Source organism: Streptomyces sp. NPDC045955 (assembly GCF_056430805.1).
The window spans coordinates 316,282-343,218 of sequence record NZ_JBWKKY010000003.1 but is presented as its reverse complement, the minus strand read 5'-3'; the positions used below and the strand labels follow the sequence as shown (position 1 = coordinate 343,218).

Annotated in this window: 14 protein-coding genes; 2 read left to right on the top strand and 12 right to left on the bottom strand. The window is 71.4% G+C overall.

Annotated elements, in window-relative coordinates; translation table 11 throughout:
• Positions 1-48: 48 nt before the first annotated feature.
• The 8 genes from AC07F0_RS07900 to AC07F0_RS07865 all read right to left on the bottom strand — a co-directional run bounded on the left by AC07F0_RS07900 (position 49) and on the right by AC07F0_RS07865 (position 20,212).
• Positions 49-1,749: an ABC transporter ATP-binding protein gene (locus tag AC07F0_RS07900; RefSeq protein WP_478975653.1), complete on the bottom strand. Its 1,701-nt coding sequence runs from the start codon at positions 1,747-1,749 to the stop codon at positions 49-51.
• Positions 1,736-12,652 carry a non-ribosomal peptide synthetase gene (locus AC07F0_RS07895; protein ID WP_478975650.1) on the bottom strand — a complete coding sequence of 3,639 codons (10,917 nt, stop codon included), beginning with the start codon at positions 12,650-12,652 and terminating at the stop codon, positions 1,736-1,738. Before AC07F0_RS07895 ends, AC07F0_RS07900 begins: the two co-directional genes overlap by 14 nt.
• Before the next feature lie 60 nt (positions 12,653-12,712).
• Positions 12,713-14,500 carry an ABC transporter ATP-binding protein gene (locus AC07F0_RS07890; RefSeq protein ID WP_478975647.1) on the bottom strand — a complete coding sequence of 596 codons (1,788 nt, stop codon included), beginning with the start codon at positions 14,498-14,500 and terminating at the stop codon, positions 12,713-12,715.
• Positions 14,501-14,546: 46 nt separating this feature from the next.
• Positions 14,547-15,605 (bottom strand): iron-siderophore ABC transporter substrate-binding protein, encoded by a 1,059-nt coding sequence (locus AC07F0_RS07885; RefSeq protein WP_478975644.1) that lies wholly within the window; start codon positions 15,603-15,605, stop codon positions 14,547-14,549.
• A 115-nt stretch (positions 15,606-15,720) separates the two neighbouring features.
• A complete protein-coding gene (locus AC07F0_RS07880) occupies positions 15,721-16,560 on the bottom strand; it encodes an ABC transporter ATP-binding protein (protein WP_478975641.1) in 840 nt (279 codons plus the stop codon).
• 38 nt (positions 16,561-16,598) lie between these two features.
• Positions 16,599-17,687: a FecCD family ABC transporter permease gene (locus AC07F0_RS07875; protein ID WP_478975638.1), complete on the bottom strand. Its 1,089-nt coding sequence runs from the start codon at positions 17,685-17,687 to the stop codon at positions 16,599-16,601.
• Positions 17,684-18,742, bottom strand: coding sequence for a FecCD family ABC transporter permease (locus tag AC07F0_RS07870; RefSeq protein WP_478975636.1), 1,059 nt, complete (start codon positions 18,740-18,742; stop codon positions 17,684-17,686). Before AC07F0_RS07870 ends, AC07F0_RS07875 begins: the two co-directional genes overlap by 4 nt.
• Positions 18,743-18,856: 114 nt before the next feature.
• On the bottom strand, positions 18,857-20,212 hold the full coding sequence (locus AC07F0_RS07865; protein ID WP_478975633.1) for a lysine N(6)-hydroxylase/L-ornithine N(5)-oxygenase family protein: 1,356 nt from the start codon (positions 20,210-20,212) through the stop codon (positions 18,857-18,859).
• A gap of 211 nt (positions 20,213-20,423) precedes the next feature.
• Between AC07F0_RS07865 and AC07F0_RS07860 the strand changes: the two genes are divergently transcribed.
• Together AC07F0_RS07860 and AC07F0_RS07855 are read left to right on the top strand one after the other, a co-directional pair.
• On the top strand, positions 20,424-21,371 hold the full coding sequence (locus tag AC07F0_RS07860) for a methionyl-tRNA formyltransferase (RefSeq protein WP_478975630.1): 948 nt from the start codon (positions 20,424-20,426) through the stop codon (positions 21,369-21,371).
• A gap of 128 nt (positions 21,372-21,499) precedes the next feature.
• Positions 21,500-21,733, top strand: coding sequence for a hypothetical protein (locus AC07F0_RS07855; RefSeq protein WP_478975627.1), 234 nt, complete (start codon positions 21,500-21,502; stop codon positions 21,731-21,733).
• A gap of 9 nt (positions 21,734-21,742) precedes the next feature.
• Here AC07F0_RS07855 and AC07F0_RS07850 read toward each other — a convergent pair whose 3' ends face one another.
• The 4 genes from AC07F0_RS07850 to AC07F0_RS07835 form a co-directional block, all read right to left on the bottom strand.
• Positions 21,743-22,480: a response regulator gene (locus tag AC07F0_RS07850; protein ID WP_478976258.1), complete on the bottom strand. Its 738-nt coding sequence runs from the start codon at positions 22,478-22,480 to the stop codon at positions 21,743-21,745.
• A 50-nt stretch (positions 22,481-22,530) separates the two neighbouring features.
• Entirely contained in the window at positions 22,531-24,159 is a 1,629-nt protein-coding gene (locus AC07F0_RS07845) for a sensor histidine kinase (RefSeq protein WP_478975624.1), read from the bottom strand.
• A gap of 156 nt (positions 24,160-24,315) precedes the next feature.
• Positions 24,316-24,822, bottom strand: a complete 507-nt coding sequence (locus AC07F0_RS07840; protein ID WP_478975621.1) for a hypothetical protein — start codon at positions 24,820-24,822, stop codon at positions 24,316-24,318.
• Between the two features lie 102 nt (positions 24,823-24,924).
• The gene (locus AC07F0_RS07835; RefSeq protein ID WP_478976255.1) at positions 24,925-26,811 is read right to left on the bottom strand and encodes an ABC transporter ATP-binding protein; all 1,887 of its coding nucleotides are present in this window, start codon (positions 26,809-26,811) and stop codon (positions 24,925-24,927) included.
• Positions 26,812-26,937 lie beyond the last annotated feature (126 nt).

The window sequence follows — 26,937 nt, the reverse complement described above, 5'->3', positions numbered from 1 at the left end:
CACCCGGGGGAACGAAAGTCGGCCGCGACGGCCGCCGGCCACAGCCGGTCACCGGGCCACCGCCAGGCAGTAGCCCTCGTTCGTGGCCAGGAGGTTGCGATGGGTGTCCTCGGCCGTGATGGCTCCGTCGTCCAGGACGAGGACCCGGTCGGCGGCGTCCAGGAAGGCCGGGCTGCTGGTGAGGACGAGGGTGGTGCGGCCCCGGCGCAGCTTCGCGACGTTGCGGGCGATGAGCTGTTCCGTCACCGCGTCGACGGCCGTCGTCGGATCGTGCAGGACGAGGACGTCGCTGTCGGCGGCCAGGGCGCGGGCCAGTGAGAGCCGTTGGCGCTGCCCCCCGGAGAGGTTCGCGCCGCGGTCGCGGACGGCGTAGTCGAGGCCTTCGCGGTGCAGGGCGACGACGTCGGTCAGCATGGACGCCTCGACCGCCTCCGGGACCATGCGGCCGGTGCCCGACGGGTCGATGTTCGAGCGGAGGGTCCCCGCGAAGATCTCCGCGTCGTAGGGGTTCACCAGCATGTGCTCGCGGACCGCCTCGACCGACAGGTCCGCGAGGTCCCGGCCGCCGACCCGCACCGTCCCCTCGTACGCGCCGGGCGGGACGTTCACGGCCAGGATCGACGCGAGGTCGGCCGCCGCGCGCGGCTGGTAGGCGGCGATCGCCACGAACTCCCCGGCGGACACCTGGAACTTCAGCTTGCGCAGGGTTCCGTACCGGACGCAGTCGATCTCCACGTCCGCGCTGTCGGCCGGGCGTTCGGATCCCGGCGTCATCACCGGTGGGGCCGTCAGCACCAGCGCCATGCGCTCGGCCGAGGCGCGCGCCATCATCACGTACTTCGGCATCTCCGAGAAGAGTTTGAGCGGTTCCATGATGAACTGCGCCAGGCCCACGGCCATGACCAGTTCGCCGATGCTGATCCGGCCGTCGAACGCCAGCCAGCCGGCCAGCAGCGTCACGGCGCCGGCGAGCACCGCGTTGAGGGCCAGGGCGGTGCCCGCGTAGGCGCCGTTCACCTTGGCGACGGTGATCGCCTGGACCTTCGCCTCCGTGCTGACCTGCCGGTAGGACCGGAACGCCGCGTGGTTTCCGCCGAAGCCGTGCAGTGGGCGCAGGCCGGTGATCAGGTCGGCGACCTTCGCGCCCGCCCGCGCCACCCGGGCCTGCTGTTCCTGAGTGCTGGTGCCGATCCGCTTGGACAGCACGCTCAGGCACGACAGGATCGCGACGGTTCCCACGATCACCAGCAGACCGAGCCGGATGTCGGCCAGACCCAGGGCGACCGCCGCGACCACCACCGCGACCAGCGAGCTGATCAGCAGCGGCACCACCTCGATGATGTCGGCGGTCTGGTCGGCGTCCTCGGTGGCGATGGTCAGCACCTCGCCGGACTTGAGGTCGACGTCCCTGGCCACCGGCTGGAGTCCGCAGGCCGCGACCTTGACGCGCCAGCGGTGCGCCTCCGTCGTGTTGGCCTTCTGCAGGATGCGCATCCCGAACCGCCAGGACAGCGACACGGTCGTGATGATCACGGCCAGGACGGCGATCGAGAGGCCGAGCGCGCCGAGGCTGCGGTCCCGCATCGTGTGCTCGACGATCAGGCCGAGCGCGATGGGGAAGGCCGTCTCGCCCGCCTGGTACAGGCCCATGAGGAGGGTACCGCCGGCCATGGCGCCGACATTGCGGCGCAGGGCGGTGCGGAGGATGTCGGACCCCGAGCGGGGCCGCTGCGTGTCAGGAGTTGTCATCGAGGTGGCGGGCAATCGCTTCCGGGGTGCGCAGGGTGAACAGATCACGGATCGTGATCACGGGACCGTACTCGCGGCGAAGCAGCCCGATCAGCCGCACCGCCAGCATGGAGTGTCCTCCGAGGGACACGAAGTCGCTCACCGCGCTCACCTCGTCGTCGTCCAGGTCCAGTGCCTCGGCGAAGTACTCGCACACCACGGTCTCGGTCTCGGTCGCGGGCCCCCGCTCCCCCGCCGTGGTCAGCGCGCCCAGCGGCTTGGCCTCCGGCAGCGCCTTGGTGTCAGCCTTCCCGTTCACCGTCAGCGGGATGCTGTCGACCTGGGCGTAGTGCGTGGGACGCAGGAAGTCCGGCAGTCCGGCGCCGACGTCGGCCGCCACCGTCGCCAACTCGGCCCCGTCGAGCACGAGATAAGCGGCCAGCCGGTACGCCCCGTCGACCTGCGGGTCGGGCTGGGCGACCGCGGCGGCGAACCGCACCGCCGGGTGCGCCGCGAACACCGCCTCCACCTCGCCGAGTTCGACACGGTGCCCGCGGATCTTGACCTGCTGGTCGGTGCGGCCCAGGTACATCAGGTTGCCGTCGGGCCGGCGGACCACCAGGTCCCCGGTGCGGTACATGCGCTCGCCGGGTTCCCCGAAGGGGCAGGCGACGAAGCGGTGCGCGGTCTGGCCGGGCTGCCCGAGGTAGCCGCGCGCGATGCCGATGCCCGCCACGTAAAGCTCACCGGGGACGCCGTCCGGCAGGGGGCGCAGCCAGGGGTCCAGGACGTACACGTCGGTGTTGTCGATCGCGACACCCACCACCGGGTCCTGGCACTCGAAGGTGCCGACGCCGAGGGTGTTGATCGTGTACTCGGTGGGTCCGTAGAGGTTGTAGCCGACCGTGCCCTCGGTCTCGGCGAGCCGCCGCCACAGCGTCGGCGTGACGGCCTCGCCGCCGAGCAGCACCAGCGGCGGCCGACGCTCCGGGTCGTCGAGCAGGCCCTCGGCCACGAGCTGCTGTGCGTAGGTCGGTGTCACGTTGACGACGTCGATCCCGTGCTCCAGGCAGTACGCGACCAGCCGGGGCGCGTCGCGGCGCAACTCCTCGTCGCAGATGTGCACTTCATGCCCGTCGGCGAGCCACAGCAGCTCCTCCCATGACATGTCGAACGCGAACGACACGGTGTGCGCGATGCGGAAGACCCGGTGGCCGTGTTCCGCCAGCACCGGCTCGAAGATCCGGCGCTGATGGTTGATCAGCATGTTGGTGAGCCCGGCGTACTCGGTCACCACACCCTTGGGCTTGCCGGTCGATCCCGAGGTGTAGATCGTGTACGCGGGGTGCCGCAGGCGGTCGGGGTCGTCCGGCGCGAAGGCCGGATACGGCTCGGTCTTTAGCAGCGGGCGGTCCAGCTCGATCAGGTCGGCGTCCAGCGAGGCCAGCCGGGGCGACACCGCGCTCACGGTGAGGATCACCTCCGGGCGGGCGTCCTCGACGATCGCGGCGATCCTCTCGTCCGGGTGGTCCAGCTCCAGCGGCACGTACGCGGCGCCGACCCGCAGCACCGCGAACAGCGCCACGATCGAGTCGAGGGAGCGCGGGATCGCGAGTCCGACGTTCCGCTCGGGGCCGATGCCCCGCCGGGCGAGCACACCGGCCACCGCCCGGCTGCGGTCCCGGAGTTCGGCGAAGGTCATCGTCGAACCGTGGGCGACGAGCGCGACCCGCTCCGGTGCCCGGTCCGCCGCCTGGTCGAACCGGTCGACGACGGTGTCCGTGCCGATGTCCGTGCGCTCGCCCCGCGAGGGCTCCGGCCCCAGGCCCCGCAGCGCGCCCACCGGGCCGGTCGACCGGGCGAGGTCCTCCAGCACGCGCAGGTAGTCGTCGAGCAGACGGCGGGCGTTGCCGGTGTCCTGGTCGCGGTACTCCAGCTTGACGGTGAGCCGGTCGCCAGGCGTGACGACCCAGGTGAACGGATAGTGCGTGGAGTCGTCGGCCTGCACCGAGGTGATGCCGTGCCGGGCGTTCATCTCGGCGAAGGCGTCCATGTCCAGGAAGTTCTGGAGCACGAACAGGTTGTCGAACAGGGTGTCGTGCCCGCTGGCCCGCTGGATCTCGCCGAGCCCCAGGTGCTCGTGCTCCATCGCCTCGACCCTGGCCCTCTGCACGGCCGACAGGTAGTCGCGGACCGTGTCGTACGGCCGGGGCCGCGTCCACATCGGCACGGTGTTGAGCAGCACGCCGACGATGTTGGACAGCCCCTCGCCCTCGCGGCCGGAGACCGTCACGCCGAACACGGCGTCACTGCGGCCCGTGTGGGCGCCCAGGAGCAGGCCGAACGCGCCCGTCAGCACGGAGTTCAGGGTGACGCCGTGCGTCCTGGCCGCCTCCCGCAGCAGGTCGGACTGCTCGGCGGACAGCGTGTGCACGAGCGCGCACGGCAGGTCGTCCGAGAAGGACGGCGCCGGTCCGGCGAGCAGTGTGGGGCCGGGGAGGCCGGCCAGGTGCTCCGCCCAGAAGCGTTCCGAGACGGCGGAGTCCTTGGCGTCGAGCGCCCGGGCGTAGTCCTCGAAGCTCGGTGTGCCCGGGACCGCGTCGAGGGGCTCGCCCCGGACGGCGGCCTCGTAGGCGTCGAACAGGTCCCGCAGCATGATCTCGCGGGACCAGCCGTCCCACAGCAGCAGGTGGTAGCTGAGCAGCAGGCCGTCGCGGTCGCCGGGCAGACGTACCACGGTCAGCCGGATCAGCGGCGGTTCGCCCGGGTCGAACCCGGTGTCGCGGTCCCGGGAGCGCAGGGCTTCGATCTCGGCGTCCGCCGCCAGTTCGACGGTACGGACGTGGACCCGCCGGCCGGCCTTGAGGACCTGGACCGGGTTGCCCTCGGAGTCGGTCGTGAAGCCCGCGCCCACGACCGGGTGCCGGGCGATCACGTACGCCATCGCCTCGGCCAGCGCGCCCGTGTCCAGGCGCCGGTCGAACGTGAACCAGCTCTGCGCCACGTAGTGCCCGGCCGAGCCCGCCATCTGGGCCTGGAAGTACAGGCCTCGCTGGAGCGGGGTGACCGGTGCGGTGCGCTCCGCCGTGACGGCGGCGTCCGCGAGGCGCTCCAGGGCGCGGCGCCAGTGCTCGGTGATCTCGTCGGGGATGCCCTCGGCGAGGCTGAACTCCGCGTGCAGGCTGCCGGTGGTCTCGTCGAGCCAGGCGTTGACCTCGACGGCGTACGGGCTGCCCTGGTCGCCCCCGGTGAGGTGCACCGCCTGGGATTCGCTGCCCCGGCCGAGGTAGTTGAACAGCACGTGCGGGTGGGCGGTGTCGAGCAGCGGAGCCGTCTGCGGGTTGAGATACCTGAGCTGTCCGTAGCTCACGTGGGCGCGCTCGTCCGGCTGGCGTTCGGCGACCTCGCGCGCGGCTGCGAGGGGGTCGGTGTGCGCGGTGAGGCGTACGGGTGCGATGGCGGTGAACCAGCCGACCGTGCGGGCGTAGTCGTGGTGTTCCAGCACCGGGACCCGGCCGTGCCGCTCCAGGTCGATCGCGAGGTCGGTGGGCGAGGGCTGGATGTGGGTCAGCGCGGTGCGCAGGGCTCCGCACAGCAGTTCCGTGAGGCCGACGCCGAGTGCGGCGGGCGCGGTGCGCGTCACGCGGTCGGTTGCTTCGGGCGGGAGCACGACCGTGGTCTCCCGCAGTCCCTCGACGGCGGGGAGCAGCGGGGGCGCCTGGAGCGTGGTGAGCCAGTGCCCGAGGCCGTCGGTCGCGTGGGCGGACCGGAGGGCCAGGGCTTCGGCGTACTCGGCGTACGACGTGGTCGGTGCGGCCAGGGCTTCCCCGCGCAGGCTGGCGGTCAGGTCGTCCAGCAGGATCAGCCAGGACACCGAGTCGACGGCGAGGTGGTGCGCGGTGACGACCAGGGTCCGGCTCGCGTCCAGCCACGAGAAGGCGACGACCTCGCCCGACTCGGGGTCGAGCCGTCCGGCGGCGTCGTTCGCGGCGGTCGTGGCGTCGGTGGGCTCCCGTACGACGGTGACGTCGCGGGCTGGTTCCGTGCGGAGGGTCCACACTCCGTGTTCGGTGTGGAGCCGCAGGCGCAGGGCCGGGTGTGCGGCGACCACGGCGTTCGCGGCGCGCTGGACGTCCGTGAAGGTGGTGCCCTGGGGGGCCTGGAGGGTCCTGGCCTGGGCGAACCGGGTGAGTGAGCCGCCCAGTTCGCGTTGGCGCAGGATGATCGGCGTCGGGTGGACCGGGCCGTCCTCGCGGTGGGTGGGGGCGGCGGATTGTGGTGTCCGTGTCGCCAGGTACTCGGCGAGCGCACGAGGGGTCTTGTGCAGGAACACGTCCCGGGGGGCGATCGGCAGGCCGAGTGTGCGGGCGCGGTTGACGACCGTGATGGCGATGATGCTGTCGCCTCCGGCGTGGAAGAAGTCGGTGTCGGCGGTCACCTCCGAACCGGGCAGCGTGTCTGAGAAGATCTTGGTGAGGGCGGCCACCGCAATGCTTTCGTCTGCGAGTGCGTCGTGGCTTGGCGCGCAGTTCCCCGCGCCCCCAAAGGCGCGCTTCTCCAAGGCCTTTCGATCCAGCTTTCCGTTCACCGTCAGCGGCAGGGCGTCGATCGTGAGCACCTGCCCCGGCACCATGTGCACGGGAAGCTTGGTGGCCAGTCGCTCGGCGAAGTCCCACGGCACCCGGCCCACCACGTGCGCCACCAGGTGATCCCCGCTGTCCGCCACCGTCACGGCGACGTCGATCACGCCGTCGAGTTCGCGGATCGCGGTCTCGACCTCGCCCAGCTCGATGCGGAAGCCCTTGAGCTGGACCTGGTCGTCGGCGCGGCCGACGAACTCCAGCTCGCCGTCTAGGGTGCGGCGGGCGAGGTCGCCCGTGTGGTACATGCGGGAGCCGTCGCCCGTGAAGGGGTTCGCCACGAAGCGGCCCGCGGTGAGACCGGGCCGGCCCAGGTAGCCGAGCGACACCTGGTCGCCGGCGACGTAGATGGCGCCCACCCGGCCCGGCGGCACCGGGCGGAGCCGGTCGTCGAGGAGGTGGATGACCAGACCGGGTAGGGGGCCGCCGATCGGGCTGAGGTCGTCGCCGGGGCCGAAGTCCGCCTCGGTCAGCACGCGGTGGGTGACGTGGACGGTGGTCTCGGTGATGCCGTACATGTTGACCAGCTCGGGCGAGCCGGTGCCGTGCCGCTCGACCCAGCCGCGCAGCCGCCCGAGGTCCAGTGCCTCGCCGCCGAAGATGACGCGGCGCAGGGCGGGCAGGGGCTCGCCGGCGTGCCGGTCGGCCTCGATGAACTGGTAGAAGGCGGACGGCGTCTGGTTGAGCACGGTCACCCCGTGCTCGCGGACCAGCCGGTGGAAGTCGACCGGGGAGCGGGTCAGCCCGTACTCCGGCACCAGCAGCTCACCGCCGTACGCGAGCGCTCCCCACAGCTCCCAGACCGCGAAGTCGAAGGAGAAGGAGTGGAACTGGACCCAGACGTCGTGCGGTCCGAAGTCCATGTCGGGCTGGGTGTTGGCGAGCAGCGTCACCACGCTGGAGTGCGGGACGACGACGCCCTTGGGCCGGCCGGTCGATCCGGAGGTGTAGATCACGTAGGCCGGGTCGTGCCAGCCGGCCTCCCGGCAGGGGTGCGCGGGGGTGGTCTGCGGAAGTTCGTCGCCCTGGACGAGTACGCGGGCCTGTACGCCCGTGCGGGCCAGGAGTTCCGTGAAGCGGTCGCGCTGTTCCCGGTCCACGAGGACGACCTGCGGTGCGGCGTCGGCGAGGATGTACTCCAGCCGTTCGTCCGGGTACGCCAGGTCCAGCGGTACGTACGCGCCGCCCGCGGTGACGACGGCGACCAGGGCGACGACCTGCTCGACGGACCGGGGGACGGCGACGGCGACCCGTCGGCCGGAGCCGACACCGGCCGCGCGCAGCGCGGAGGCCAACTCGTTCTTGGCCTGCGCCAGTTCGCCGTAGGTCAGGGACCGGGTGCCGCCGTCGAGGCCGCACTGGGTGACGGCGGTGGCGGCCGGGTCGCGCCGCGCGGCGGTGTCGAAGAGGCCGCCCAGGGTCGTCGGCGTGATGCGCGCGGGGCGCCGGTCGCCCTCGGACGCCACGTCGTCGACCAGGGTGTCCGGTCGGGTGAGCAGGGCGGTGAGGGTCGAGGTGAACGTGCGCAGGATCGCCCGGGCGGTGGTCTCCCGCAGCAGCTCGCCGTCGTAGATCAGGTTGAAGCGGGGGCGCCCGTCGAGTGCGCGTTCCACGACCAGGGTCAGCGGGTAGTGCGGTGCGCCCTCGTTGGCGAGGTCGGTGACGACCAGGGTGTCGCCGGGCCGGCGGAGCGCATCGACGTCGGTCGCTACGTCGAACACCACAAGGGTGTCGAACAGGGAACCGGCGTCGGCCTGGCGGCCGATCCTGGCCAGGGAGACGTGCTGGTGCGGCAGGACCGCGCCCTGGTGTTCCCGCACCGAGGCGAGCAGGTCCAGGGCGGTGGTTGTGCTGGTCCAACGGGCGCGGACGGGGATCGTGTTGATGAACAGGCCCACCATGTCCTCGATGCCGGGCACGTCCGCGTCGCGGCCGGACACCGTGGAGCCGAACACCACGTCCCTGCCGTGCAGGATGCCCCCCAGTGTCACCGCCCAGGCGCTGTGCACGGCGACGCTCAACGGCACGCCGGCCGACCGGGCGGCCGCGTCGATGTCATGCTCCGGGCACACGGCGGTGTCGGCGAACCGGTCGGACGGGGTGTGGCCCTCGGCGACCAGCGACGGGCCGGGCAGGTCCGCGAGCTGCTCGCGCCACACCCGGTCGCTCTCGTCGGCGTCGCGCCCGGCGAGCCGGCGCACGTAGTCGGCGAAGCCGCCGGTCGGGTACACGGTCCCCGGCGCGTGGTACTCGGCGAGCAGGGCGCGGAGCATCGGCGGCACCGACCAGCCGTCGGCGATGATGTGGTGCACGGTCTGCACCAGGACATTGCGGCCCGGGCCGCCGCGCACGAGGGTGTAGCGCATCAACGGGCCGGTCGCCAGGTCGAATCCGGCGCGGCGGTCCCGCTCGGCCAGGCCGCGCAGCTCGGCGTCGGTGATGCCGGGGCGGTCCAGGGTGGTGTAGGGCGCCTCGACACCGTTCTCCAGTACGGAGACCACGCGGCCGTCGGCGAGGGCCACGAACCGCGCGGCCAGGTTCGGGTACAGGGTGAGCAGCCGGGTGGCCGCCGCCGCGAGCCGGTCGGCGTCCACCTCGCCGTCGAGGGTGAGCAGTTGCTGTTCGACGTAGGCGCCGGCCGAGTCGTCGTCGAAGACGGAGTGGAAGTACAGGCCCTCCTGCAACGGCGTCAGCGGCAGGATGTCCCGCAGCGACGGGCCGTCCAGGGCGTCGACGTCGGCCTGCGTCAGCGGCACCAGGCCGAAGTCGCTGGGCGAGTGGCCGCCGTGCGGGTCGAGTGCGGCCAGTCCGGCCAGGGCGTCCCGGAAGTAGCCGCCGATGGTGGCGATGTCCTCGTCGGTGAACATGCCGTCGGGCCAGGAGATGGTGGTGACCAGGTCGTACTCGCCGGTCGGAGCGGGTTCGGCGATCGCGTTGAACTCCAGGGCGCGCGGCAGACGCATGCGCGGATCACGCTTCTCGCCCAACTGGCCTGTCGCGCGGGCGAGTTGCCAGTCGCCGGGCTCTCCGGCGGCGAAGCGGCCCAGGTAGTTGAAGAGCACCTGCGGTGCGGGCGCGTCGAACTCGGTGTCGGTCAGGTACCGCAGGGCGCCGTAGGAGACGCCGTTGTCCGGCACCCGGGCGAGGTCTTCCTTGACCGCCTTGAGGGCGGCGGTCAGATAGGCGGGGTCGGTGAAGTCGGCCGCCGTGCCGGGATCGACGGTGACCGGGAAGAGGGTGGTGAACCAGCCGACGGTTCGCGACAGTTCGGGCTCGAAACCGGCGGAGGCGGCCACGAACTGTCCCTCGCGGCCGTGGCCTTCCAGTTCGATGTGCGCGAAGGTCTGATCCTGTCCCAGGTCGCGGCGCCATCGGGCGAGCGCGACGGCGAGCCCGGTGAGCAGGACGTCGTTGACGCCCGCGTGGAACTTCGCGGGGATGTCGCCCAGCAGCGCGGCCGTGACCTCCGGGCCGGCCGAGACGGTGCGAAGTCGCTCCGTGGCGACGGTGTCGGCTTCGGACAGCGCGCGCCTGCCCACCGGGCGGTCCTCTCCCGGCAGCGGGCGCCAGTAGTAGGAACCGTCCGCGTCGAAGGCCGCGCGCTCCAGCAACTGCGTCCAGCGGCGGAAGGACGTGCCCACCGGGGGCAGCTCGACGGGGGCACCCGAGGTGAGCTGCCGCCAGGCCGTGGCCAGGTCGTCCATCAGGATCCGCCAGGACACACCGTCGATCACCACGTGATGGGCGACCAGGACCAGCTGCCGCGCCGCGGGGCGCCAGACGGCTCGCAGCATCAGCCCGTTGTCGGGGTCCAGGGCGTCGGTGGCGAGTGCGACGCACACGTCGAGCGGCCGGTCGCTCTCCTGCCAACCGGTGACGGCCCGGTCCGGCTCCGGGATGTCGAAGCTCCAGCGGTCCGCGCGCACCAGCCTGGCGCGCAGCATGTCGTGCCGGCGGACCACGGCGGTGAGGATCTCGTCGAGCGCGTCGGCGGTCAGGTCCGGCGGGGTGTTCAGCACGACGGACTGCACGAAGCCGTCGATCGCGTCGGTGGTCTCGCCGAGCCACTGCACGATGGGCGAGCCCACGACGGGCCCGGTCGCGACGTCGCGGTGGTCGACCGTGGAGACGTCCTCCCGGCTCGCGACCGCGGCCAGGGCACCCACGGTGCTGTGGGTGAAGATCTGCCGCGCCGTGACGTACAGGCCCGCGTCGCGCAGCGCGGTCAACAGCGAGATCGCCAGGATGCTGTCGCCGCCGAGCTGGAAGAAGTCCTGGTCGACGCCGACCTCTTCGAGCCGCAGCACCGCCGCGACCGCCGCGCAGACCGCGCGCTCGTCGTCGGTGGTGGGCCGTACGAGGGTGCCCGTGCCGATCGTGGGCTCCGGCAGGGCGTTGCGGTCGAGCTTGCCGTTGGCGGTGAGCGGGAACTCCGTCATGACGACGATGTGGGCGGGCACCATGTACTCGACCATGTGCTCGGCTGCCCACGCCTTGACCTCGTCCGCCCGCAGGTCCTCGCTGCCCGCGGCCGGGATGACGTAGCCCACCAGATAAGTGCCGCCCGCCGCGTTCTTCCGGGCGACGACGCAGGTGTGCCGTACGCCGGGGTGCTCGGCGAGGCCGACCTCGACGTCCTCGATCTCCAGCCGCATGCCGCGGATCTTGATCTGGTTGTCGGCACGCCCGAGGAAGTCCAGGGAGCCGTCCGGGGCGAACCGGGCGAGGTCGCCGGTGCGGTAGAGGCGGGAGCCGTCGTTCGCGAAGGGGTTGGCGACGAACCGGGAGGCCGTCAGACCGGGCGCGCCCACGTAGCCACGCCCCAGGAGGAACCCGCCCACGTACAGTTCGCCGCCGACACCGACGGGGACCGGGCGCAGCTCCTCGTCGAGGACGTACAGCTGGGTGTTGGGGTTGGCCTTGCCGATGGAGGTCGACAGGCGCTCCGCCTCTCCCCGGTAGATGACGTGCGAGACGCCGATGGTCGTCTCGGCCGGGCCATAGCCGTGGTACATGGGGATGTCGAGCTTGGTGCGGAACCTCTCGTACAGCTCCGGGGTCAGCACCTCGCCGCCGCACCACACGTGCCTGAGGCTGTCCAGCCGCCCGGAGTCGCCGGCGATCTCCAGCAGCACGTCCAGCATGGACGACACCAAGTAGGTGAAGGTGACGCGCTGTTCGGCGATGACGCTCAGCAGGTGGTGCGGGTCGCGTTCACCGCCGGGGCGCAGCACCACCAGGCGGGCGCCGGACACCAGCGGCAGGAATATCTCGTTGATGGAGATGTCGAAGGACAACGGCGCCTTGAACAGCGAGGCGTCGTCGTGGCCGAAGCCCAGGATCTCGTTCGCCTGCCACAGCAGGCGCTCGCTGATCGCCTCGTGCCGGATCATGGCGCCCTTGGGCCGTCCGGTGGAGCCGGACGTGAAGATCACGTAGGCGAGGGCGTCGCCGTGGACGGTGATGCCGGTCCCCTCGGTGGGGTGGGATCCGTGGCGCCAGTCGTCGAGGTCGACGGCCACGGCCGGCGGTTCGGCCGGGTCGTGCTCACCCGAGTCGTTGAGCTGCACGACGACGCGGGCGTCCTCGATGACGACGGCCCGGCGCGCGGCGGGCCACTGCGGATCGAGCGGCACGAACGCGCACCCCGCCCGGAGCACGGCGAGCAGCCCGACGACCATCTCGGCGGAGCGGCCCAGTGAGATGCCGACGACCTGTTCGTGGCCGAGGCCGCGCTCGATCAAGTGGTGGGCCAACTGGCTGGAAAGGTCGGCTGCCTGACGGTAGGTCAGTGAACGGCGCTCGTCCACGATGGCGACGGCGTCCGGCCTGGTACGCGCCTGCTCGTGGAACATCTCGACGATGGTGGGGCGGCTCCGGTCGGCCCCGGTGTCGTTCCACCGGGCCAGGAGTTCGAGTCTGGCCGCCACGCTGGACGGGCCGATGGTGCCGAGAGGCCGGTCCGGGAAGTCGGCCAGGTCGTCCAGCGCGAGCTGCGCCTCGGCCGGCGAGACGCCGTCGGGCACGCGGATGCTCCGGCCGTCCGCGCCGACCTCCCAGTCTCCGGGGCCGGCCCCGCCGTTGTCGACCCATCCGAGGACGTCGGCGAACAGGGTGCCGGGGGTGAGGTCGATGCCGTCGGGGCTCTCACCCGTCGTCCAGTACGACAGCCCGATGGCGCAGGCTTCGGTGATGGTCCTGTCGGAGTGGTCGCCAGTCCGCCGGCGTACGTCGGCCAGGCGTGCGGGAGAAAGCCGTACGAGACGAGCGCTCGGTTCCATCATCGAAGACTCAGCACCCTTTCAAGGAAACCAGAAATCAAGCCCAGCCCGGCTCGGGCCTGCCTAACTACCCTCGCGCCATGCCTGCCACAGCCGGGCGTACCGGCCGCCCAGAGCCACCAACTCGTCGTGTGTGCCCTGCTCGACGACGCGGCCCGCGTCCAGCACGGCGATCCGGTCCGCCGCCATCGCCTGGGTCAGCCGGTGCGCCACGAACAGGGTGGTCCGGCCCGCGCAGGCCGCCACGACCGCGCGTTCCAGCTCGGCGGCGCCCTCGCTGCCGGCCTCCGCGGTGGACTCGTCGAGCACCACCACGGGCGAGCGGGCCAGCACCAGCCGGGCCAGGGCGATCTGGGCGATCTTGGTGACGTCCAGGCGCTCACCGCCCTCGCCGACCGTGGTGTTCAGCCCGCCGGGCAGCGCCTGGACCCAGGCGTCGGCGCCGACCGTGCGCAGTGCGTCCGTCAGTTCGGCGTCGGTCGCCCCGGGCGCGGACAGCCGCAGGTCGTCGGCGAGCGGGCCGGAGAACACATGCGTCTCCTGCGTCAGGATGCTGACCAGGGCCCGCGCCCCGGCCTCGTCCAGACCGGCCAGGTCGGTCGTGCCGATGCGCACGGAGCCGGCCTCGAGCGTCCCGATGCCCGCGATCAGCGCGGCCAGGGTCGTCTTGCCCGCACCCGTCGCGCCCACCAGGGCGAGCGAAGCACCGGCCGGGATCGTCAGATCGACCTCCCTCAGCACCGGTTCCTCGGCACCGGGGTAACGGAACGTCAGCCCCCGCACCGTCACCGGAAGCGGCTCGGCGTCCGCTGGCGCGACGGCCGGGTCACCCACCAGCCGGCCCTCACCGGCCTCCCCCAGCACGCCGACGAGCCGGGTCAGGCTCGCGCCCGACTTCTGCGCCTCGTCGAAGGTGAACATGATGAGGCCCAGCGGGCCGAACAGCCGGTGGAACAGCAGCGGGGCCGCCGACACCTCGCCCAGGGTGGCGGCGTCGGCCTCCAGCAGGGCGTACCCCACCACGATGATCAGGACCAGCCCGATGAACTCGGCGCGGTTCTCCCGGCCGACGAACCGGCCGAAGAACCGGAACACCTCGATACCGAGATCCCGCACCCGCCAGGACTCGCTGGTGACCTTCTCACGGAAGGCGCCCTCCAGCCGGTACGCACGGACCGTGTCGATCCCGTTCAGACCGCTGATCAACGCCTGCGCACGGTCGGCCTGGGCCACCCGCTGTTTGCGGTAGAGCGGCGCTGAGCGGGGGAGGTACCAGCGCAAGGCCAGCGCGTACGCGGGCAGGGCGCCGGCGCCCGCCAGTCCGAGCCGCCAGTCCAGCCCGAACATGCCGAACGTGGCGATGGCGACCAGCACTCCGGCCGAGAACACCGTGGGGATGGCCGTTCGGATGCCCTTGGAGATGACGGCGACGTCATCGCCGACCCTGGAGAGCACGTCTCCCCGGCCGACCTGTTCGATGCGGGCGCTCGGCATCCCCAGCACCGCCCGGACGGCCCCTTCCCGAAGTCGCGCGAGCAGGTCGGCGCCCAGCCGGCCGATCAGGTACGTCGACACCGCGGTGGCCGCCGCGCCGAGCAGCGCGGCGGCCCCGATCAGGACCCCGATGGTGACCAGGACCGAGCGCGACTCGCCCTCGACCACGCCGTCGACCACCCGGCCGAGCAGCAGGACCGGCAGCACCTGGAGCGCCGCGCCGGCCACCGTGGTGAGCACGGTGGCCGCCGACAGCCAGGGCACCTCGCGGCAGTGCGCCGCGACCCATCGGGAGGCCTCGCGCCCGGTCGCCGTGTGCAGGGCTGCCGGGGCGGGGCGGGTGGCGGTCGCGCTCACACCGCGACCCGGGCGGGCAGGGGACAGGACAGGGTGACCGGCATCGCTACTCGGCCACCGACTTCACGAGCTCGTCGACGGCGTACGGCATGGACAGCAGGGTGCCCTGGGAGATGGCGGCGCCGACTGCCGGGCCTTCGCTGTCCAGCAGGTAGGACACCTCGCCCTTCTTCACGGCGTCCAGGTTGGCGAACAGCTTGAACTTCTTCAGGGCCGCCGTGTCGGCCTTGTCGTTGATGACGAAGACGCGGTCGACGTCGACCAGGTCGACGCGTTCGGGCGAGAGCTTGGTGTAGAAGCTGCCGTCGGCGACCTTGTCGATCTCGGTCTGGTACTGGAAGCCGATGCCCGTCACGAGCCGGCCGCGCACATCGGTGGAGGTGAACGGCGCCACCGAGTTCTCGTACCAGGACAGTACGACGGCCTTCTGCTTCGCGAACTCGGGGTGCGCCTTCTTGGCCGTGTCCAGCTTGCCCTGGATGTCCCGCACCATCTTCTCGCCCTCCTCGGCCTTGCCGAGTGCCTTGGCGATGTGCAGGGCGTTGTCCTGCCAGGGGGCGCTGAACGGCTCCTTCTCGGCCTTGGTGCGGGCCACCGTCGGCGCGATCCTGGAGAGCTTGTCGTAGCCGGCCTGGTCGATCTCGGAGTAGACCGCGATGATCAGGTCGGGGCGCAGGGCGGCGATCTTCTCGTAGTTGGGGCCGGTGTCACCGTTCTTCATGATGACCTCGGGCTTGGTGTCGCCCCACTTGTCCTTCACCCAGGGCCACTGGGTGTTGATGTCGGGGCTCTTGCCCGCCGGGTTCGGGTACTGGTCGGTCATGCCGACCGGCTTGATGCCGAACGCCAGGACGCTCTGGTCGTCGGTGTAGCCGACCGTGACGACCCGCTTCGGGGCCTCGGTGACCTTCGTGGTGCCGAACGCGTGCTCCACGGTGACCGGGAAGGCGCCGGCCGCGGCGGTCGAGGTGGTGTCGTTGCCCTTGTCCGCCGAGTCCGATTCGGAACCGCACCCCGTGAGGAGGCCGACGCCGAGCGTGGCGACGGAGAGCAGTGCCGCGACCCGCCGCCATGGCTTCCTGTGCGTCGTTCTGTGGAGGAGCATCCGTCAATCCCCTTGCTTTTCCGCACTGTCCAGTACGCCCCCGGGTAAGGGCAGGCAAACCGTACCGCAAGGCGGTAAGGTAAGCCTAGCCTTACTTGCATAACTTTCTGGCGGGCTAGTCGAGTTGGACATGCGTGCGACCGATCGGGACGATGAGCGGCCGGTCCCCCACCGGGTCGTCGATGATCTTGGCGTGCAGTCCGAACGCCTCCTGCAGCAGCTCGGCGGTCAGCACGTCACGGGGATGCCCCTGCGCCAGGATCGACCCCGCCCGCATCACGATGAGGTTGTCGCTGTAGCGCGCGGCCAGATTGAGGTCGTGCAGCACCATCACCACGGTGCAGCCCGACTCGTGCAGATCGTCGACCAGATCGAGCACGTCCATCGCGTGCGCCAGGTCGAGGTAGGTGGTCGGCTCGTCCAGCAGGAGCAGATCGGTGCCCTGGGCCAGGGTCATCGAGATCCAGACGCGCTGCCGCTGTCCGCCCGACAGCGCGTCGACCGGACGGTCGGCCAGGTCGGAGACGCCAGTCATGGCCAGCGCGCGCTCCACGACGTCGGCGTCGTCCGAGGACCACTGCCGCAGCCAGCTCTGGTGCGGATGGCGGCCCCTGGCGACCAGGTCGGCCACCGTCAATCCCTCGGGCGCGACCGGCGCCTGCGGGAGCAGGCCGAGTTTCCTCGCCACGTCCCTGGTCCGGAGCCGGGCGATGTCGTCGCCGTCCAGCACGACCGTCCCCCTGGACGGTTTGAGCAGCCGGGACAGGGTGCGCAACAGGGTCGATTTTCCACAGCCGTTGGGGCCGATGATGGTGGTGATCACGGCGGGGGGTATCGCCACGTCGAGATCGTCGATGACGGTCCGGGCGCCGTAGCCGACCGTGACGCCCCTGGCTGCCAGCCGTGAGGCTTGATCGGACTTCGACTCGACCCCGGTGACGGACTGAGTGACCACAAGGCCCCCTTACTTAGGCTCGCCTGACTTTGTATCAGCTATCGCCGGTTCGCCCGTACCAGCAGATAGACGAGGAAGGGGCCGCCGATCGCCGCGGTGACCACGCCGACCGGGAGACTGACGGGCAGTGCCGTGCGGGCGACCAGGTCCGAGCCGGTCAGCAGCAGCCCGCCGACCAGCGCGGAGGCCACCATGGGCGGCGTCGGGCAGCGTGCCAGACGCATCGCCACCTGCGGGGCCACCAGCGCCACGAACGGGACCGGGCCCGCCGCGCTCACCGCCACGCCGGCCAGCAGCACGGCGCACAGCAGGAGGACCGCCCGCACGGCCGAGTAACGGACGCCCAGGCCGGCGGCGACGTCGTCACCGAGGTGCATCGGCTTGAACTGGAAAGCGGCGCCCGCCACGACGACCAGGAGGACGAGCGTGCCCCAGAGGGCCACCTGGACCTCGCCCCACGACCGGTCGTCCAGCGAGCCCACCAGCCATGCCTGAGCCTGGGCCACGTCCCTGATGTCGGCCGTGACGAGCAGCCAGGTCGTGAGGGCCTCCATCACGGCGCTCACCGAGATGCCGATGAGGATGAGCCGCAGGCCGTCGATGCCGCGCCGCCAGGCGAGGAAGTACACCAGCAGGCCGGTGCCGAGACCGCCCATGAGCGCCGCCGCCGACAGGCCCACGGAGTTGACGACCGCCGCGGCCGTCCCGCCCGACACCGTCACCAGGAACACCGCGACCGCGCTGGCGCCGTTCGTGATCCCCAGGACGTCCGGACTGGCCAGCGGGTTGCGGGCGATGGACTGCGTGAGTGCTCCGGACACCCCCAGCGCGATGCCCACGACGAGCCCGGCCAGGGCCCGCGGCATCCGCAGGTCCATGATCACGAACTCGTCGACCCGCTCGCCCCGGCCGAGGAGCGTGGCGATCACCTGGGGCAGTCCGATGGGGAAGTCCCCGACGCCGATGGACAGACAGAACACCAGGAACGTCGCCGCCGCGAGCAGCAGCGAGACGCACACGATCCACGGCCGCCACACGAACGACACCCGGCCGAGCCGCACGCCCGGCGTCACCGACGGCTTCACGTCTGTCCCGTTCGTGCGCGGCTCCACACCTGTCCTGTTCATGCGCTCTTGAACTTTCCGCGCCACACCAGAGCCGCGAAGAACGGGGCGCCCAGCAGAGCGACGACGACCCCCGCGTCCAGCTCGCTCGGCCGCACCACCAGGCGGCCCACGATGTCGCAGACCAACAGGACGACGGCGCCGAGCAGTCCCGCGTACGGCACCAGCCAGCGGTAGTCGGGCCCGGTCAGGTACCGGGCCACGTGGGCCACCATGAGCCCGAGGAACGCGATGGGCCCGCAGGCGGCCGTCGCGGCGCCCGCCAGCAGGGTGATGGCGGTGATGCCGATGGTCCGGCTCAGTGCGATGTTCACCCCGAGCCCGCGCGCCACGTCGTCACCCAGGTTGAGCAGGTTGAGGGCGGGCAGCGTGATCAGGGCCAGCACCAGTCCGGCCGCGATGAACCCGGTCACCGGCCAGATGACGCCGAATCCCACGCCGGCCACGGAGCCCGCGTTCCAGAACCGCAGCGCGTTCAGCGACTTCTGGTCCGACAGGGCGATCGCCGTGGTCATCGCCGCGAGGAACACCGTGACTCCCTGCCCGGCCAGGGCGAGCGTCAGTGGGTTCCCGGCGCCCCGGCCGATGCTCGCAAGGCCGAACACCACGACGCCGGCGACGGCCGCCCCCAGGAACGCGAACCAGATGTACTGGAACGGATCGGAGAGCCCGAACACGGCGATCACCGTCACGACGGCGAACGAGGCGCCGGAGTTCACGCCCAGGAGGCCGGTGTCGGCGATCGGGTTGCGCGTGTACCCCTGGATCAGTGCCCCGCCGACCCCGAGGGCGACGCCCGCCACGATCGCGAGCACCGTCCGGGGCACCCGCACGGTCTCGACGATGAGCCTGATCTCGGTGAGCCGCTGGTCGGACTCCGGCCGCGCGAACAGCGCGTGCCACACCTCGCCGGGGCTCAGCGCGCGCGCCCCGACGGCCAACGACACCGCCCCCACGGCCACGAGGACCAGCGCCAGCGCGCCGAGTCCCACAACTCGCCGCCGACGGGCCCGAGTTGCGACCTCGGACGCGGGGCGCTCCACTGCGATCGTGCCCATGTCGACGTACGTTATCCCTTTGATCAGCGAGAACGGCAGCGCCCCAAGGGGCGCGGGGAACGGCGCGCCCAGCCACATTCGGCCCGCACACGCAATGCGGCCTCACCAGCGGAGCTAACGCGCCGTGCTGCCCGTTCCGTCGGCGACCGTCCGGGCCGCGTCGGACACGGGCTTGCGGCCCCGGCCGAGGAGCGAGTCGAGGATCTCGCCGACCCTGACGGCGGTGTTGGAGAGCAAGGACGAGGTGATGCCGTGCGTGTGCTCGGTGCCGCCCTGGAGGTAGATGCCGCAGTGCAGGTCCGGCTCCGTCGCGATGCGGTAGTCGCGCTCGACGCGGACCCTGCCCTCGTCGTCACGCAGGCAGCGGTCGGCCACCTCGCCGAGCAGACCGACGGGGTCGGCGGGGCTGTAGCCGGTGGCGAAGACCACGACGTCGGCCTCCAGGGAGGTCTCCTCGCCGGTGACGAGGGACGTGACGGCGGCGGTGACCTTGTCCGGCGTCTCCTTGACACCGGTGAGCCTGGAGACGTTGAGGAAGCGCAGGCGCTCGGTGCCGAGGACCTTCTCCTGGTACATCTGCCGGTACAGATCGTCGATCAGGTCGATGTCCACCACGGAGTAGTTGGTGTTGCCGTGGTAGTTCATCAGCCGGCGTTTGACGTCCTTCGGCGCCGCGAAGAACTCGTCGACGGCCTCGGGGTCGAAGATCCGGTTGGCGAAGGCGCTGTCGTCGGCGGGGCTGTAGCCGTAGCGGGAGAAGACGGCGCAGACCTCGGCCTCGGGGAAGCGCCGGTGCAGGTAGGCGACGTTCTCGGCGGCACTCTGACCCGCGCCCACGACGACGAACCGGGACGGCGAGGTGCCCTCCAACGCGTCGACCCGGCCCAGCAGTTCGGAGTTGTGCCAGACGCGGTCGCTGCGCTCCACGCCCTCCGGCATGAGGGGACGCAGGCCGGTGCCGAGGACGAGGTTGCGGGCCCGGTGGACCTCCAGGCCCTCCCCCGAACGGACCGTCACATCCAGGTACTCCACGGCACCGTCGCGCAGGACGGGCATGACGCCGACGACCTCGTGGCCGTAGGAGACCATGTCGTCGACCTGGGCCGCTGCCCACTCGAAGTAGTCGTGGAACTCCACCCGCAGCGGGAAGAGGTTCTTGTGGTTGATGAAGTCGATCAGCCGTCCCCTGCTCTTGAGGTAGCACAGGAAGCTGTACTCGCTGGCCGGGTTCCGGAGCGTCACCAGGTCCTTGAGGAAGGACACCTGCATGGTCGCGTCGTCGATGAGCATGCCCCGGTGCCAGCCGAAGCGCGGCTGTTGCTCGAAGAAGTGAGCGGAGACCGCCTCTTCCCCACCGGCGCGCGCGTTGTGCTCGCTGAGCGCGATCGCCATGGCCACGTTGGACGGCCCGAAGCCGATGCCAATGAGGTCGTGGATCAAAGGGGCGTCGCCAGGACGAGCCTGTGCCATGTCACTCCCATCGTACGAAGTCGGGCAGGCCGAAAGAGGCACCACCCAAAACTTAGGTAAGGCTAAGTTCATCCCCTGGGGCTGTCCATAGACAAAACGGACACGCGGCGAGCGCCCGATCACCAACACGCCTGAAAAACGGCCCCGTTGACCACTTAGGTAAGCCTTGCTTTACTGACCTCGGCTATTCCCTGCCTCGAGGAGGAACCCCATGCGGGTCGTCATGTTCGGTTACCAGACCTGGGGCCACCGCACCCTCCAAGCCCTCCTGGACTCCGAGCACGACGTGGTCCTGGTCGTGACGCACCCCAAGAGCGAGCACGCCTACGAGAAGATCTGGAGCGACTCGGTCGCCGACCTCGCCGAGGAGAACGGCGTACCGGTCGTGATCCGCAACCGCCCTGACGACGACGAGCTGTTCGAGCGCCTCAAGGAGGCCGACCCGGACATCATCGTGGCCAACAACTGGCGTACGTGGATTCCGCCGCGCATCTTCGACCTGCCGCGCCACGGCACGCTGAACGTGCACGACTCGCTGCTGCCGAAGTACGCCGGCTTCTCGCCGCTGATCTGGGCGCTGATCAACGGCGAGCCCGAAGTGGGCGTCACCGCGCACATGATGAACGACGAACTCGACGCCGGCGACATCGTGCGTCAGGAGGCGGTGGCAGTCGGGCCGGCCGACACGGCGACCGACCTGTTCCACAAGACCGTCGACCTCATCGCCCCGGTCACCATCGGCGCGCTCGGCCTCATCGCCTCGGGGCAGACGGAGTTCACCAAGCAGGACCGTTCCCAGGCCAGCTTCTTCCACAAGCGGTCCATCGAGGACAGCCGCATCGACTGGACCTGGCCGGCCGAGGACCTGGAGCGGCTGGTCCGCGCGCAGTCCGAGCCGTACCCCAGCGCCTTCACCTTCCACAAGGGCAAGCGGCTGGAGGTGCTGGCCGCCGTCGTCTCCGAGGGCCGGTACGGCGGCACACCCGGCCGCGTCTTCTACCGCGAGGGCGAGGGCGTGGTGATCGTCGCCGGAGCCGACGCCCGCACCGGCCGCAACCACGGCCTGGCCATCACGCGGGTCCGGACCGAGGACGGCCGGGAGCTGCCCGCGACCGAGTACTTCACCACCATGGGCGGCTACTTGACCAGCCGGCCCTGAGTCCACTGTGAAATTTCTGTGCAACGCGTGAGACTTCAACTTTCAAGATTCCGTGGGCGGGCGGCGGCTGCGACAGTGAGTCCCATGGGGGCAGTACATGACGTCGAGTCGAACCACCGGGACGACAGTTGGCCTACCACGACACGTACCACCGGACCGCCGCCGCGTTCCTGAGCCCCGTCCTCGGCTGGGTCCTGGCCCTCACCGGGGCCGTGGTGCTCCCCCTGACCGTCGCGACGGCCCTCGAACCGGAACCCGGGCGGTGGCATGACCAGAGCCCCGGCCTGTACACCGTGCGGATCGCCGAGGACACGCCCGGGAAGCCGGGCGTCCCGACGCCCAGGACCGACGGCCCGCCGTAGCCTGGGGGCTCACGCCCGCCAGGCGTACCGCCGTTCGGGCCGGCCGGCGACGCCGTAGCGCAGGGACACCTCCGCGCTGCCGGTGCCGTGGAAGTACTCCAGGTAGCGGCGGGCGCTCACCCGGGACACGCCGGTCAGCGCGGCGCACTCGGAGGCGGACAGGGTGCCGTCCGCCTCGCGCAGGGCCCGCTCGACGAGCTCGGCGGTCTCCACGCTCATGCCCTTGGGCAGCGCGGGGGCAGGTGCGGGGACGCCGGCTCCGGCCAGCACCCGGTCGATGTCGGCCTGGCCTCGCACCACCGCCATGAGCAGCCGGCCCCGTTGGGCGGCGTAGCGCTCCAGGCGGGGACGCAGATCATCGAAGTCGAAGGGTTTCAGGAGGTAGTCGACGACTCCCTGCCGGACGGCGCCCCGGACCGTGTCGGTCTCCTGCGCGGCGCTGATGACCATGACGTCGCAGTCGTGGCCGGCGGTGCGCAACCGGGGGATGACGTCCAGGCCGAAGAGGTCGGGGAGATACAGGTCGAGCAGGACGAGGTCGGGGCGCAGTTCCTCCACGGCCTCGATCGCCTGTCCGCCGGTGTACGCCACGCCGACGACCCGGAATGGCTCGACGCGTTCGACGTACGCGCGGTGGACCCGGGCCACCATGAAGTCGTCGTCGACCACGAGGACGTCGATCGTGCCCGCCTTGGGGCGTGTTCCGGTCGTGTCGCCCGATCCGTCCGTGTCGCCTGATCTGGTCATGTTGCTTGTTCTGGTCATGTCGCCCGGTCTGGTCATGTCGCCTGGTCCGGTCATGGGGCCGCTCCTTCCGCCACCGCTTCGGGGAGGTGGCTGACGGTCATGCGTGCGGTGAACACGGCCCCGTCGGGGGTGTTGGCCACCGAGATCTCTCCCCCGTGCCGTTCACAGACCAGCTTGGTCAGGGCCAGTCCGATGCCGCGCTCGCCCTCCCGCGCGGCCTTGGTGGTGAAGCCGTGGGAGAACACCTCGCGGGCCAGTTCGGGAGCCACGCCCGGCCCCGAGTCGCGGACCGCGATCTCCACACTGGAGGCGTCCTGGCGCAGCGCCACCTCGACCCATCGTTCCCCGGCGTGCGCCGCGGCGTCGACGGCGTTGTCCACGAGGTTTCCCACGACGGTCGCCACGTCGGCGGCGTCCTCCGGGGCCAGCCGCTCCAGCGCGCTGTCGTCCGAGATGCGCAGGCTGACCTTCCGTTCGGCCGCGAGGGACGACTTCGCCATCAGCAGCGCTGCCACGGCCGTGTCGCGGACGCGGCGGCTGAGGGTGACGTCCAGCGACTGGCGGCGCTGGTTCAACGCGCGGATGTAGCGCACGACTTCGTCCTGCTCGCCGATCTGGATCAGCCCGGAGATGGTGTGCAGTTGGTTGGCGAACTCGTGCGCCTGCGCTCGCAGGAGCTCCGAGGAGCTGCGGAAGGAGCCGATCTCCCGCTCCAGGCGGGCCAGTTCGGTGCGGTCGCGCAGGGTGGTGACCGAGCCCAGGAGCCGGCCGTCCTTGGTGACGGTCATCCGGTTCATCACCAGGACCCGGCCGTGGCGGACGACGACCTCGTCCCCCTGGCCCGCGGCGGTGCCGGCCAGCACATCGCGCAGCCGTCCGTCGATGCCCAGACCGTCCAGGCTCTGGCCGACGCAGTCCTCGGGCAGGTCGAGCAGGCGCCGGCCCATGTCGTTGACGAGGGTGAGCCGGTGCTGCGGGTCCAGGGCGACGACGCCCTCGGCGATCCCGTACAGCATCGCCTCCCGGTGCTCGGCGAGTCCCGCGATCTCCCCCGGCTCCAGCCCGAGGGTCTGCCGCTTCACCCGCCGCGCGAGCAGCCAGGAGCCGGCCACACCGAGCCCGCTGGCGATACCCAGATAGGCGAGCAGATACGAGGAGGCACCGCTGAGCCGCTGCCAGACGGTCGGGTCGGCCTCGCCGATCATCACCGTGCCGAGGATCCGGCCGAGGTTCTCCTCCGTCGCCCCGAGGACGGGGACCTGGGCGGCCAGTTCGCGGCTGCCGTCCAGCGTCAGCTGCCCCGACCAGCCTCGCGCCCGGTCGGCGCCCGGCTCGGCGGGCAGCCGCTCGCCGACCACCGTGGGGTTCGTGGAGCTGACGATCCGGCGCGAGGCGTCGGCCACCGTCACCGAGGTCACTGAGGACTGCGCCTGCGTGGCGTGCACCAGCGGGGCGAGCGTCTCCCCGGGCGCGGGACGCGCCAGCTGGCTGCGCACCAGGGGGTTGGCGGCCAGCTGTTCGGCCAGTGCGCTCACCCGGCGTCCCTCGACCCGGTCGAAGGTGGCCTGCGACTGGGCGAGCGAGACCGCGGCGACCGCCAGCAGCACCATCACGACGATGGCGAGCTGGAGCACCAGCATCTCGCCCGCGAGCGAATGGCGACGAAAGGTGGCGACCACAATGAACTCACTTCGATGCCGACACAGGTGGGGCGGCTCATGTGCCGAGTCGCACAATCATGACCCCGGCCAGGCGAAACCGGAAGTGAGGTGCCAGGAGACGTCCCGGACCGCGGCCCGGGCCGGCGGCTGGTTCCGGCCCGGGCGGCGGTGACGTCAGGAGGTGCTCGCGCTCGGGCCGATGCCCCGCAACTCCCTGACCGTGCCGCCGAGTTTCGCGCGGAGGGGCTCCAGCATCTCCGGCTTGGCGCTGACCACCCAGCGCATGCCGACGAGGTAGGTGCCCCCGTACACCCGGGCCGCCTCCAGCCAGGTCTCCTTGAGCTTCTCCTGGGGGAAGGTGGTGATGAGGTAGTCGCCCTTCTCGGTGTGGCAGACGCCCTCGCGCAGTTCCTCCGCCTCGGTGCGGATCTTCACCTTGCAGCCGGTCAGGCCGGCGATCACCTCCACCTTCGCCGGCGCGACCACGCCGGCGGCGGGAGCGGCGGACCCGCTCGGGGGTGCCGTCCTGCCACCGGCGGCGGGCTTGTCGTCGTCACCGCCGCCGCAGGCGGTGACCAGGGGGAGCATCACCAGCGCGGCGGCCGGCGCGGCGGCGCGCAGCCGCAGGGTGCGGGAACGGGGCCGGCGGCTGGATCGTGCGTGCGGTTGCTGCTGGGACACGTCGTCTCTCCGGATGCGGACCGTCCCGCCCTCGTGGGCGGGCAGGAGTACTCGTCAGGGGTACGAAAGGGCGCCCGGCGCCGTTCACCGAGGTCGGGCGCGTTACGCGGCGGCCCCGTCCGCGACCGTGCTCTCCGTCCCGCCGAACTGGGTCCGGTACAGCTGCGCGTACCGCTCCCCGGCCGCCAGGAGTTCCTCGTGCGTGCCGCGTTCCACGATCCGGCCGGCCTCGACCACCAGGATCTGGTCGGCCGTGCGGACCGTGGAGAGCCGGTGGGCGATCACGACCGCCGTCCTGCCTTCGAGGGCTTCGGCGAGTGCCTCCTGGACGGCGGCCTCGGAGGTGTTGTCGAGGTGGGCGGTGGCCTCGTCGAGGATGACGACGCGCTGACGGGCCAGCAGCAGCCGGGCGATGGTCATGCGCTGGCGCTCGCCGCCGGAGAGCCGGTAGCCGCGTTCGCCGACCACCGTGTCGAGACCGTCGGGCAGCGACCGTACGAGGTCGTCGAGGCGGGCGCGGCGCAGGGCGTCCCACAGGTCGCTCTCCGTGGCCGTGGGGCGGGCCAGGAGGAGGTTGGCGCGGACGGTGTCGTGGAAGAGGTGCCCGTCCTGGGTGACCATGCCGAGGGTCTCCCGCAGGGAACGGGCGCTCAGGTCGCGGACGTCGACGCCGCCGACGCGTACGGCGCCGTCGTCGACGTCGTACAGGCGCGGCAGCAGTTGCGCGACGGTCGACTTGCCCGCGCCGGAGGAGCCGACGAGCGCCACGGTCTGCCCCGGTTCGGCGCGGAAGGAGATGCCGTGCAGGACCTCGTCACCGCCCCGCCTGTCGAGCGTGGCGACCTCCTCCAGGGAGGCCAGGGAGACCTTGTCGGCGGCGGGGTAGCCGAAGCGGACGTGGTCGAACTCGACCGCGACGGGCCCGTCGGGCACCCGGCGCGCGTCCGGCTTCTCCTCGATGAGCGGCTTCAGGTCGAGCACCTCGAAGACCCGCTCGAAGCTGACGAGGGCGCTCATCACCTCGACCCGCGCCCCGGCGAGCGCGGTGAGCGGCGCGTACAGCCGGGTGAGGAGCAGTGCCAGCGACACGACCGCTCCGGGCTCCAGCGTGCCGCGCAGGGCGAGGGCGCCGCCGAGGCCGTAGACCAGAGCCAGGGCGAGCGCGGAGACCAGGGTGAGGGCGGTGATGAACGCGGCCTGGGCGGTCGCTGTCCGGACGCCGATGTCCGCGACCCGGCGGGCGCGTTCGGCGAACTCCGCCGACTCCTCCTCGGGGCGTCCGAAGAGCTTGACCAGGGTGGCGCCGGGCGCGGAGAAGCGCTCGGTCATGCGGGTGCCCATGGCCGCGTTGAGCGTCGCGGCCTCCCGCTGCATACGGGCCATCCGGCTGCCCATGCGGCGGGCCGGGATCACGAACACCGGCAGCAGCACCAGCGCGAGCAGGGTGACCTGCCAGGACAGCGTGAGCATCACGGCCAGGGTGAGCAGCAGCGTGACGAGGTTGCTGACCACTCCGGACAGGGTGTTGCTGAACGCGCGCTGGGCGCCGATGACGTCGTTGTTGAGTCGGGAGACCAGGGCGCCCGTACGAGTGCGTGTGAAGAACGCCACGGGCATGCGCTGCACATGGTCGAAGACGGCGGTCCGCAGATCGAGGATGAGGTGCTCGCCGAGCGTCGCCGATAGCCTCCGGCCGAGGATGCCGAGCGCCGCCTCCGCCACCGCGATCAGCGCGATGAGCAGGGACAGGCGTACGACGGTGCCCTCCGTGCCGTCCGAGACGATCGCGTCGACGACGCTCCCGGCCAGCACCGGAGTCGCCACGGCGAGCAGGGCGGTCCCCACTCCGAGCAGGACGAACAGGGCGATGCGGCGCCGGTGCGGGCGGGCGAACGCTCCGATGCGGCGCAGGGTGGCGATGGCGAGGGGGCGGCGCTCCTCCTGGGCGTTCATGACGCTGTGCAGTTGTGTCCACGCTGTGGTCTCCATACTCATGGCAGAGAACGTAGAACCTCAAGCAATCTTGAGGTCAAGGCGCTCGCACATCGCCCCGACATCCCGCACAATCGGCACGATCCCTCTCTTCCCGCTGCCCGACTCCCCGGCCCCGTCTCC